The organism is Loktanella fryxellensis (assembly GCF_900110065.1).
Taxonomy (GTDB): Bacteria; Pseudomonadota; Alphaproteobacteria; order Rhodobacterales; family Rhodobacteraceae; genus Loktanella; species Loktanella fryxellensis.
Genome location: NZ_FOCI01000004.1, coordinates 182321 through 192815 on the forward strand (window position 1 = coordinate 182321; position 10495 = coordinate 192815).

At 65.9% G+C, this 10495-nt stretch carries 10 protein-coding genes and 1 pseudogene; 4 read left to right on the forward strand and 7 right to left on the reverse strand.

Annotated elements, in window-relative coordinates; translation table 11 throughout:
• Window positions 1-4 precede the first annotated feature (4 nt).
• The 3 genes from BMX16_RS05140 to BMX16_RS05150 are packed head-to-tail and all read right to left on the reverse strand — an operon-like array spanning window position 5 to window position 2288.
• The gene (locus tag BMX16_RS05140) at window positions 5-994 is read right to left on the reverse strand and encodes a DUF6352 family protein (RefSeq protein WP_089899665.1); all 990 of its coding nucleotides are present in this window, start codon (window positions 992-994) and stop codon (window positions 5-7) included.
• On the reverse strand, window positions 994-1542 hold the full coding sequence (locus BMX16_RS05145; RefSeq protein WP_089899668.1) for a DUF6505 family protein: 549 nt from the start codon (window positions 1540-1542) through the stop codon (window positions 994-996). The genes BMX16_RS05140 and BMX16_RS05145 overlap by 1 nt, the downstream gene beginning before the upstream one ends.
• Entirely contained in the window at window positions 1539-2288 is a 750-nt protein-coding gene (locus tag BMX16_RS05150; RefSeq protein ID WP_089899670.1) for a biotin/lipoate--protein ligase family protein, read from the reverse strand. The genes BMX16_RS05145 and BMX16_RS05150 overlap by 4 nt, the downstream gene beginning before the upstream one ends.
• Before the next feature lie 84 nt (window positions 2289-2372).
• On the opposite strand from BMX16_RS05150, the gene BMX16_RS05155 reads away from it, so the two are divergent.
• Together BMX16_RS05155 and BMX16_RS05160 are read left to right on the forward strand one after the other, a co-directional pair.
• Complete coding sequence (locus tag BMX16_RS05155; protein ID WP_089899674.1) at window positions 2373-4325, forward strand: 4Fe-4S dicluster domain-containing protein; 1953 nt, start codon at window positions 2373-2375, stop codon at window positions 4323-4325.
• A gap of 166 nt (window positions 4326-4491) precedes the next feature.
• Entirely contained in the window at window positions 4492-4992 is a 501-nt protein-coding gene (locus BMX16_RS05160; RefSeq protein ID WP_089899677.1) for a hypothetical protein, read from the forward strand.
• A gap of 79 nt (window positions 4993-5071) precedes the next feature.
• Here the strand turns inward: BMX16_RS05160 and BMX16_RS05165 are convergent, their stop codons facing one another.
• Genes BMX16_RS05165 through BMX16_RS05175 form a run of 3 tightly spaced genes read right to left on the reverse strand, consistent with a single transcriptional unit; the run spans window position 5072 to window position 7315 of the window.
• The gene (locus BMX16_RS05165) at window positions 5072-5905 is read right to left on the reverse strand and encodes an ABC transporter substrate-binding protein (protein WP_089899680.1); all 834 of its coding nucleotides are present in this window, start codon (window positions 5903-5905) and stop codon (window positions 5072-5074) included.
• Between the two features lie 19 nt (window positions 5906-5924).
• Window positions 5925-6656, reverse strand: coding sequence for an ATP-binding cassette domain-containing protein (locus BMX16_RS05170; protein ID WP_089899683.1), 732 nt, complete (start codon window positions 6654-6656; stop codon window positions 5925-5927).
• Entirely contained in the window at window positions 6653-7315 is a 663-nt protein-coding gene (locus BMX16_RS05175) for an ABC transporter permease (RefSeq protein WP_089899775.1), read from the reverse strand. The genes BMX16_RS05170 and BMX16_RS05175 overlap by 4 nt, the downstream gene beginning before the upstream one ends.
• A gap of 172 nt (window positions 7316-7487) precedes the next feature.
• On the opposite strand from BMX16_RS05175, the gene BMX16_RS05180 reads away from it, so the two are divergent.
• Both BMX16_RS05180 and BMX16_RS17305 read left to right on the forward strand, forming a co-directional pair.
• Entirely contained in the window at window positions 7488-8420 is a 933-nt protein-coding gene (locus BMX16_RS05180; protein ID WP_218139828.1) for a helix-turn-helix transcriptional regulator, read from the forward strand.
• An 819-nt stretch (window positions 8421-9239) separates the two neighbouring features.
• Window positions 9240-9365 (forward strand): annotated as a pseudogene (locus BMX16_RS17305) (transposase); the annotation flags it as partial.
• Window positions 9366-9396: 31 nt separating this feature from the next.
• On the opposite strand, the gene BMX16_RS05185 reads toward BMX16_RS17305, so the two are convergent.
• A protein-coding gene (locus tag BMX16_RS05185) for an IS3 family transposase (RefSeq protein ID WP_245731345.1) occupies window positions 9397-10493 on the reverse strand; the annotation gives its coding sequence in 2 pieces (ribosomal slippage) (window positions 9397-10283 and window positions 10283-10493; 1098 coding nt in all).
• Between the last annotated feature and the right edge of the window lie 2 nt (window positions 10494-10495).

Sequence of the window (10495 nt, forward strand, 5' to 3'; positions counted from 1 at the left end):
CCCCCTAGTGCAATGCGGGCGCTGCCAGTGGCAGCCCCGTCAACAGGTTTTGCGGCTTCATGCGGACCGCGCCATCGGCCTCTTGCCCCAGGATCAGCCAGACCGGCTGTCCGGCCAGATCGGCGCGCACGGCTTGCGGATCGTCAAAGTGAAGCGCGAACAGCCCCACCAAGGGGCCCGGCTGCGGCTGACTGCGCCACAGCGCATCGCCGATGGCGGTGCCCGTCCGGTCAAGCCCCACGTACCAACGCAGGTCCACGTCGTCCGCACGCAGGTGCGGCGTGATCGTCACCGCAATTCCAAGCATGTGCTTGATGAACGCCGTCAACGCCCGCGCCATGCCCTGCCGCGCCTGCGGGTCGCCGCCAAAGTTCAGCACCGTCGTATGGGCGTCCGACCGCGACCAATAGGTCCAGTCGTTGCCGCCCCCCAGCACGTCGAGGCTGTCGATGCCCCCCGAAAACATCGCCGTCAGCGGCGAGCTGTGCATCTCGGCCTCGAACAGGGTCACCAGTTCGTCATCGGCCAGCAGCAACGCACCGTCCCTGACCTGCGCGCGCTGGGGTCGGAACAGACATTCGGCGGCGCGCAAAGTCTGCGGATCGTCGCACCCGTCCAGCGCATTGCGCAGGATCAGTTGCAGCAGTTGCGACAGGAAGACGACAGGCAGGCGCACCCCGTCCCGCGTGATCGCGGCATAGCCCCCCTCGACCGTGCCGGCGGCCAACAGGCGGTCGCGCAGGGTCAGGAAAAGCCGCCAGTTGTCCTGCGCATCGCGGTCCTGCAGGGCCGCGATGGCAAGGTCCGGCACAGGTGCGCGGGGGTGGTCCAGGAGGCGGCGGTGCAGCGCCCGTTCGGCGGGGCAGGCGTCATCGGGGGGCAGGATTTCGGGCCGCGCGAGCCATGCCAACAACAGCTCGTCCGTGACCAGCATCCGCCCTGCGGCGTCGAGGCGGGTCAGGTGGTGACCGGAGGCGACCCAGAATTCCGGCATCAGCTTCGCCCCCGCAGGTCGAACAGGTCCACGCCGGCATCCGCCTCTTCCTCGAAGAACTGGAAGGCCCGGTCGTGTCCGGCCAGATGGCTACCGGAAAAGGCCGTTTCGTCACGCGGGCGCAGGGTGCGGAACTGTTCGCGGATGTCATCGCCCTCATGGGTGCGGTGCAGCGCGATCAGCGTGCCTATGGCATGGTCGCGGCATAGGCTCTCGACCAGGGCGACCTCGTCTTCGGCGGCCTCTGTCGCCTGGGCGATGGTCGGTGCGCCCAGATGGGTGACCAGCCCGTTTGCCAACAGCGCCACCATGGCGGCGCGTTCGTCCGGGCGGGCGTCCTGCACGGTCACGAGGGTCGCGTGGCCGAAATCCGCAACGCCCAGAAAGCCGCTGCGAAAGGCGATCGCGTCCTTGCGGGTCAGGCTGTCGGCGGGGCGGCCCCAGAACAGGAAGGTGCCCGGCACTGCCCATTGCCCCGGCTCCGCCGCAGGGGCAAAGATCACGCGATCGGACGGGTCTAGCCGGATGGTGCGCGGCAACCGCGTCACAGGACGGGCCCCGCATCCGTGCGCCAGTCCTGCCGCAGCAAGGCGTCGCGCAACGGCGCATGTTCGCGGATCGCACCGGAGGGGGCGATGTCCTGCATCCGCCCGTCGCTGATCAGGCGCGCGCCCTGGACCAGGGGTGGATCGACGCGGGCCAGATATTCCTCGGCCACCGCGTCGAATCCGCGATGCGTCCAGCGATCGAAATACAGCATCAGGTAGGACGCAAAGGTGGCGACGATATCGGTGTCGGCATCAAAGGCCTCTTCGCGCAGGGATGTGCTGTCGGGAAACCGTCCCGTCTCTGAAACGTGATCGCGGTCCGCGATCAGGTCGGCGGCGAAGACCAGCCAGTCGGGCACCGCGTCCTCGGCACAGTCCGGGGGGACCGCCAGACGCCCGCCACCCAGCCGCGCGGCATCAAAGATCACCTGATCGGGCCAGCGCAGACGCACCGGACGTTCAGGGGGGCAATGCACCGCCAGCGCATCGGCCAGCGCCGCCATGCCCAGCACAAACGCATGCTGCGCGTCGTGCAGCGGGCGGTCCGGTTCCAGCACGACGGCAAAGGCCAGCAGTCCCGGCGACTGGTGCAGCACCAGTGTGCCAGCACCATGATCGGGGGCGAGGTCCACGGCCACCGCCAGCACATCGCGCCGATCGGTTCGCACCAGATCGAAGGGCGGCGGCAGGACGATCCGCAGCCCCGCGTCTGCGACCTGTGGCTGCGGTGGCAGGTCTGGCGCCATTTTCTCTGCTCCCCGCGCTGTCCAATCAAAGCCTTGCAGGCTACACGGTGCAGATAGTCCAGCCGAAGGCACGAGAAAAGGCCCATGCAAGACACATCCCCCCGGACCCGCTTGATCTGCACCTGCGAAGGGACGCTGCCTCTGCAGCCCCGGGCGCTGGGCGTGGCGGATACGCCTGCAAGCCAGCTGTGCCGTGCGCAACTGGACAATTTCCGCGCGGCTTTGGGTGAGTTTGCGTCGATCACGGTCGCCTGCACGCAGGAGGCACTCCTGTTCACCGAGGTTGCCGCCAACGCGGGCTATGCCGGCACGCTGCAGTTCGCCAATATCCGCGAAACCGCAGGCTGGTCGGACGACGGCGCAAAGGCTGCGCCCAAGATGGCCGCCCTGCTGGGCATGGCAGAGATGGCGCCGACAGCCTTCGACATCGTGACGCTTGAGAGTGGCGGCGTGACCCTGATCCTCGGGCGCGACGACGTGGCGCTGACGGCGGCCCGCGATCTGTCGGACCTGCTGGACATCACCGTGCTGCTGCTGCCCGGCGCGGACGTGACCCCGCCGCGTCAGACGACGTGGCCGGTGCTGCAAGGGCGTATCGGGGCCGCGCGCGGGCATCTGGGGGCCTTTGCGCTGACCGTGAATGCCTATGCCGCCCCTGCGCCGTCGTCGCGGACGCGGCTGGATTTCGGCAAGGGTCGCGACGGAGCAGTGTCGCAGTGCGATCTGGTTCTGGACCTGACCGGCAACCCGCCGTTGTTCCCCCACGCCCGCCCCGGATACCTGCGCGCCGATCCGCGCGACCCTGCCGCCGTGGCACGGCTGGTGGCCGAGGCGGGTCAGATGACCGGCACCTTTGACGAGCCGAAATACATCGACTTCACGCCGTCGCTCTGCGCCCATTCCCGCAACCAGATCACCGGCTGCACCCGCTGCCTCGACCTGTGCCCGGCGGGTGCGATTGCGCCCGACGGCGATGTCGTGTCCATCGACCCCGCGATCTGCGCAGGTTGCGGGCAATGCGCCGCGGCCTGCCCCACGGGGGCCGCCGCCTATGCCATGCCCGTCGTGGCCAACATCGCCGCCCGCCTGCGCCGCGGCCTGTCGGACTGGTTCGCGGCAGGGGCCCGGACAGCCCCGGTCATCCTGTTGCACGACGAAGGCCATGGCGCGGACCTGATCGACGCGCTGGCGCGCCATGGCCGCGGTCTGCCGGCGCATGTCATCCCGATGCCCGTCAACGCCCCCAGCCAGATCGGGCCAGAGGTGATGGCCGCAGCCCTGGCGTGGGGGGCCGGCGGCATAGCCGTGCTGGCCCCGGCCCGCCCGGTGCATCCGCTGGACGGACTGGCAGAGACCATGAACCTGATGGCCACGATCTGCGACGCCATGGGTTTTGCCCGCGACACCTGTGCGCTGATCCAAACCGACGACCCGGACGCGCTGGATGCCGCTGTCTGGCACCCGGCACCTGCGATGCGTCCGGCCCGGTCCAGCTTTCTGCCACCAGACGACAAGCGCGGCCTGCTGACACTGGCCGTGTCGGAATTGAACCGCACCGCACCGCGCCCGGCGGACCGCATGCCGCTGGCGGCCGGCGCACCCTTCGGCGCGGTGGTGCTGGACGCGGACGCCTGCACTCTGTGTCTGGCCTGCGTGGGCGCCTGCCCGGCGGGCGCGCTGGGCGACAATCCCGACCGGCCCATGCTGCGCTTTACCGAAAGCGCCTGTGTGCAATGCGGTATCTGCGCCGCCACCTGTCCGGAGGAGGCGATCACGTTGGCGCCACAGATCGACCTTGCCGCCTGGACCCGGCCCCGGCAGATCCTAAAGGAAGAAGAGCCCTTTTGCTGCGCCAGCTGCGGCAAGGCGTTTGGCACCGCATCCAGCATTCGCCGCGTGCTGGACAAACTGGACGGCCACTGGATGTTCAGCGGCCCCGATGGCGCCGACCGCCGCCGCCTGCTGGAGATGTGCGACGACTGCCGCACACGCGCCGTCGTCATCGCAGGCTTCGACCCGCACGCCGCACCGCGCTGATCCGGGGCAAGGCGCCGCAGCGCATCCCCGGCTCCGGATCTTTCCGGGCTGCAAGGTGCAACCAATTATAGTCAGGCGACGTTAGACTGCAGACACGCACGGCTGCAATCGCCTGCCGTCGCGGACTAAACCCCGGTCCGCCATCCTGCAACGACTGGAGAATTCCATGCCGATCTCGAAACGCTCCGCCGCACTGGCGCTGATCATGAGCCTGTTGCCACTGGTGGCCACAGCGCAGACGGCACAGCAACAGATGATCGCCGATCAGGCCGAAGAGTCGCAGAACGACGACTCCACGCTGGCCGACAGACCCATCAGCATGTTCGTTCCCTTGGTCGACGACTGCATCGCGGCACCCGATGCCACGACCTGCGGCGACGTGCGCGCGGTCGTCACCGAATGTGCGGCCGACCTGACCGAGGATGCCTGCGACGTCCTGTTCACGGAATCTGAAGACCTCTTTGCCGACCCGGTCGAGCTGGAACAGGCGGAGACCGCCCTGACCGACACGGCCGCCGCCATCGCCAATATGTCGTTCGCGGCCACCGAGGGCGAGATCGGCGCACTGATCGACGATGCGACGCGGGCCAGTTCAGAGCGCACGATGCTGCGCGGCGATGAAAACCTCAACTCTCATTCCAGCCCGCCGCTGATCGCCGACGAATAACGCGGTCCTGCGACACGCAAAACGGCGATTTGGGCATATGGCCGGACCACGCGTGTCCGGCCACAGGTTCTCGGCGGCCTTACTCCGACGGTCGCCCTGCGGTGGGAAAAAACAACTGCTCGCCGCCAATGGTAAAGCTGGCAATGGCGTCCTGGCCTGTATCCGACACCATCCAATCGATAAAGGCCTGTCCCTGCTCGGCTTTGACCGTTGGATGTCGTTCGGGGTTCACGAGGACGATGCCGTAAGGGTTGAACAGCGCATCGTCGCCTTCGAACACGATCTGCAGCGGGCCACGGTTTTCGAACGACAGCCATGTCCCACGATCCGTCAGCGCATAGGCCGGGATTTGAGCCGCCGCGTTCAGCGTCGCCCCCATGCCCGACCCGGTGGATAGATACCACGCGCCCATCGGCTCGATGCCGGCTGCCTCCCACAGCGCAAGTTCCGCCGTATGCGTGCCGCTGTCGTCCCCGCGCGAGGCGAATGACGCGCCGGACCCGGCGATCGCCGCCATGGCCGTGGCCGCATCTGCCACATCATCCAGTCCGGCGGGATCGTCACCGGGGCCCACGATGACGAAGTCGTTGTACATCACGTCGAACCGTTCGACACCGTAACCGTCGGCCACGAACGCTTCTTCCTGAGCGCGGGCATGGACAAAGACCACATCCGCATCGCCGCGACGACCGGTTTCCAGCGCCTGCCCGGTGCCCTGGGACACGACACGGACCTCGATGCCTGTCTCGTCCTGGAAAAGGGGCAGGATATGCCCGAAAAGGCCCGAGTTTTCGGTAGAGGTCGTCGACGCGACCGTGATGAACTCCTGCGCCGCCGCCGACAGCGCCGTCAGCAAGGCGAGGCTGCTTGCAAGCCCAAGAAGGACGGAACGGCGGGTATTATACGGTATCATGCTGTTATCTCTCGTTTGATTACCAGATCAGATCGCCCGCAAGGTGCGCGCGTGCTTCCGGGGTGTGCGGCCCCGCGAAGAAAGGGGCGGCGGGCCGATGCTCGATCAGCCTGCCGCGGTGCAGGAACGCCACATCCTCGGCCAGACGACGGGCCTGCCCCAGATCGTGCGTGGTCATGACGATGGTGATGCCCTCGGCAGCGATGCTGGCAATCATGTCCTCGATGATGCGCGTCGCCGACGGATCGAGGGCGGATGTCGGCTCGTCCAGAAATAGGACGTGCGGCGTCATCGCCCAGGCACGGGCCAGGGCCACGCGCTGCTGTTCACCCCCGGACAGCCGCCGCGCGCGCCGATCCGCCAGCGGTGTCAGGCCGAACCGGTGCAGGGTCCGCGCCACCATGTCGCGGCGCTGGTCCGCCGCCATCCCCTGCAGCGCCAGGGGATAGGCGATGTTCGCGGCCACCGTGCGGCGCAGCAGCACCGGACGCTGAAACACCATCGCCTGTGCGGCGGTTCGGGCGGACCCGTCCGCCCAGATCCGGCGCCCGGCGGTCGGGTCGATCAGCCCGTGACACAGACGCAAGAGCAGCGTCTTGCCCGCGCCGTTCGCACCCATGATCACCAGCCTGCGCCCGGACGTGATCGTCACGCTGACATCAGACAGCAGCACCTGCCCGCCAGCCGCATAGCTTGCGGCATCCAGCGTCAGCGGCAGGATCGCAGGTGTGGGCGAAGGCGGCACGGTCATTCCAGCCGCTCCTTCGCCCACTGGCCGACACCCCAGGCCACGGCGTTCAGGGTCAGTGTCATGGCCATCAGGATGATCCCCAGCGCCACCGCCAACCCCAGTTGACCGCGTGCGGTTTCCAGCGTGATCGCCGTGGTCATCGTGCGGGTGTGCCCGGCGATGTTGCCACCGACAATCAGCACCGCGCCCACCTCGGCACTCGCGCGTCCGAACCCGGCCAAAACGCCGGTCAGCAGCGACACGCGCCCGTCCCACAGCAGCGTCGGCACCGCCCGCAGGCGCCCCGCGCCCAGACTGCGCAGTTGCTCGTGATACTCCAGCCACAGATCCTCGGTCACGGACCGGGTCAGCGACACGACGATCGGCAGGATCAGCAGGGTCTGCGCCACGACCATGGCGGTCGGCGTGAACAGCAGGCCCAGCCCCCCCATTGGGCCGGACCGCGACAGCAGCAGATAGACCATCAACCCGGCAACCACGGGGGGCAGGCCCATCAGTGCATTGAACAGCACGACAAGCGCCCCACGTCCCGGAAATCGCGCCAACGCCAGTGCCGCCCCCAGCGGCAGACCGATCATGCAGGCAATAGCTACCGCCGTCAGCGTCACCCGCAGGCTCAACCCGATGATCTGTCGCAGCTCTGGATCGCCGCTGGCCATCAGGGCGAATGCGGTCGCGAACGGATCTTCCACGTGTATTCCTTGCGAAGGAACGTCGAATACACCAGAGAATGCAAGAATGGGCAAATATGTAAATTATGCAGCCAGGCGCAGAGAAATGACAAGAAGCACTCATGAGACAGCGACACCTGGCACTGCTGCAGCCGCGTTGATGACCACGGTCGAAGTGGCCGATTACCTGCGCATCAAGGAGCGGACGGTCTATGACATGGTGGCCCGGCAGGCGATTCCCTTTAGTCGCGTCACGGGCAAGCTCTTGTTCCCGCGATCCCTTGTGGACGCCTGGCTGGTGGCACAGACCGAACTGCCGTTCGCCGGCATCGCCCCCGCACCACACATCTACGCGGGATCGAACGATCCATTGCTGGAATGGGCGCTGCGTCAGTCCGCAAGTGGTCTGGCCGTCCTTGCCCGTGGATCGGTCCACGGGCTGACAGACCTGGCCGAAGGGCGTGCCGTCATGGCGGGATGCCATCTGCTGGATCCCGAGAGTGGTCTCTGGAACCTGGCCGCCGTGCAGTCACATTTGCCCGGCGACCGCCATGTCATGATCCACTGGGCCCGGCGGACGCAGGGGCTGCTGACGGCCACAGACAACCCATTGGGCATCGTCGGCCTGCGGGACGCTGCCGCGCGCGGTTTGCGTATGGCCGTCCGTACGGCCGGGACCGGATCGGCACAATTGCTGGATGTCCTGCTGTCGCGTGACGATCTTTCCATCGCGCAGTTCAACACGCTCGACCGCCCCGCCGAAACCCATGCGGATCTGGCGGCACTGATCGAGATGGGTGAAGCCGATTGCGGCCTCGGGCTGCAGTCGGCGCGGGGCCAACTCGGGTTTCTGCCGCTGGTCGCCGACGAAAGCTTCGATCTGGTCATGACCCGCCGCGATTACTTCGCGCCGGCCATGCAAAGACTGCTGATATTTGCGCGGACCGACGCCTTTGCGCGCCGCGCAATACATCTGGGCGGATACGATCTGACTGACTTGGGCCATGTGCGATGGAACGGCGAGACGACCGCTTCGCGTCATGCCCGCTTTGGAACGAACGACACGCTCGAGAGCACCGTCCTGCAGGAGTGACCGGATTTGACCCCGAAAATATGAACAACTGGAAGGCGCGTATTTTTCAGGCCGCAGCGGCATGATGTTGCACGCGAGGAGACCGGACATGTCACGGTTTGGGGCAGCTTCTTTGATCACGTCATGTCCAGTAAAGCAGATAGACCAAGGGCTGAGCCAACCTTAGTGCGGGGTTGCGAGCGACAAGAGCACGGCGCAGATCGTTGACCGCGAGATCGCGTTTCAGGCAGTCATTCGTCGCCCAGCCGACTGTGCGGCATTGATGTAAGCGCAATGGCAACCGGGCAAGAGAAGATCGAGCACGATGACGAGGTAGAGCCAGCCTTGCGCCGTCCAGATGTAGCAGATGTCCGTCCCCACTTCCGGTTTGTGCCATCCGCTGTGAGATCCTGCGCCACAAGGTCCGGGGGTTGTGAGGGTCAGGAAACGATGCGGTGGATCGTTTCCCCCGAACAAAGGCCAGGCATGGTCGCTGTCCGTCGTCCTCAAGAGGCGCCGCGTCGGACCGCGCGATCAGCTGGTTTTCGCAGATCAGGCGTGCCGTGCGATGATGCCCCATCTCATGACCCTGTTCGACGAGATCGGAGATCCCATCCAAGGACCAACCTGGGTGCCACTCGACAATGCAAAGGCGAGCGGGGCAAGGCATCGGTCCGAGTGCAGTGGAGAACGCCAGGACGACCATGCCCTGCTGTTGGCGGCGACAGGCAGGGCGTTCCTGCAAGGCGAAATAACCGCTCTGGCTCATATGGGATATGGACCTGTCACGATTTGGTGCCGCTCCTTTGATCACGCAATGTGCAGCAAAGGAGATGAGCCATGGGCACAGTCAGGACAGATGAATTTCGCAGGGACGCGGTGCGGATCGCGTTGACCAGCGGGCTTTCCCGGCGTCAGGATGCGGATGATCTGTGGGTCGGCATGTCGACCTTAAACAAGTGGGTGATGGGCTTCTGCCGGTTTCGTGGACACCGGGTTAGATTTGCATAGCTCGGTCCTCGAACGCCATAGGACTGAGATAGCCCAGCTTCGAATGCCGTCGCCTGGGATTGTGGAAGCGCTCGATGTAGTCGAACACGTCGGCGCGTGCCGCGTCACGGGTGCGGTAGACCTTGCGTGCTGTCCGTTCGATCTTCAGCGACGACAAGAAGCTCTCCATTGCCGAGTTGTCCCACACATTGCCCGCACGGCTCATTGAGCAAATGATGCCGTTGTCCAGCAGCAGGCGCTGAAACTGCTCACTGGTATATTGCGATCCTTGGTCTGAGTGATGGAGCAGCGCGTCGGCCTTTCCGCGCTGCCAGACGGCCATCATCAGCGCATCCATGACCAGTGAAGCATCCCGTTCCGCCTTCATGGACCAGCCGACGACGCGCCTAGAGAACAGGTCCAGCACGACCGCCACGTAGAGCCAGCCCTGTGCGGTCCAGATGTAGGTGAAGTCGGCAAGCCACTTCTGGTTCGGCCGGTCCGCTGTGAAGTCGCGGTCGAGGATGTTGTCGGCGATGACCGACCGCTCGCCGTCATCCTTCGGGTTCCCGCGGCGTTTGGGCCGCGCTCTCATTGCATCTAGCCGCATCAAGCGTTCGATCCGATGCAGTCCACATGCGAGATCTTCTTCCAGAACGTCACGCCAGACCTGGCGGGCGCCATAGGTGCGATCGCTGGCCCTGAAGCTCTTGTCGATCGACTGGACGAGCTTTGCATCCTGAGCCGCGCGTTCGCTGATCGGCCTTCTGAGCCAAGCATGGAAGCCGGATCGGGAGACACCCAGCACCGCACACATCCAGCTGACCGGCCAAATGTGTCGGTGCTTTGCCACGAAAGCGAATGTCATGTCGCTTCCCGCGCGAAGTAAGCTGCCGCCTTTTTCAAGATGTCACGCTCCGCCTTGAGCTTGGCGACCTCTTTCGTCAGGGTCGCAATCTCGGCCAATTCTGCGCATTGCAAGCCATTGCCGGGAAATGCCGCAACAGGCGCTGCCATCAATTCCCGCATCCAGCGACGCAGCACGCTCTCCGCAAGATCCAAGTCCCGGCACGCCTGAGCGACCGCAACGCCTCGCTCGGTCACCA

Bases quoted from the DNA above. Each gene is read 5' to 3' on its own strand.
- BMX16_RS05160 (WP_089899677.1), top strand. From the start codon at position 4,492: ATGCCGATCTCGAAACGCTCCGCCGCACTGGCGCTGATCATGAGCCTG.
- BMX16_RS05180 (WP_218139828.1), top strand. From the start codon at position 7,488: ATGACCACGGTCGAAGTGGCCGATTACCTGCGCATCAAGGAGCGGACG.
- BMX16_RS05170 (WP_089899683.1), bottom strand. From the start codon at position 6,656: ATGACCGTGCCGCCTTCGCCCACACCTGCGATCCTGCCGCTGACGCTG.
- BMX16_RS05175 (WP_089899775.1), bottom strand. From the start codon at position 7,315: ATGGCCAGCGGCGATCCAGAGCTGCGACAGATCATCGGGTTGAGCCTG.
- BMX16_RS05165 (WP_089899680.1), bottom strand. From the start codon at position 5,905: ATGATACCGTATAATACCCGCCGTTCCGTCCTTCTTGGGCTTGCAAGC.
- BMX16_RS05155 (WP_089899674.1), top strand. From the start codon at position 2,373: ATGCAAGACACATCCCCCCGGACCCGCTTGATCTGCACCTGCGAAGGG.
- BMX16_RS05150 (WP_089899670.1), bottom strand. From the start codon at position 2,288: ATGGCGCCAGACCTGCCACCGCAGCCACAGGTCGCAGACGCGGGGCTG.
- BMX16_RS05140 (WP_089899665.1), bottom strand. From the start codon at position 994: ATGCCGGAATTCTGGGTCGCCTCCGGTCACCACCTGACCCGCCTCGAC.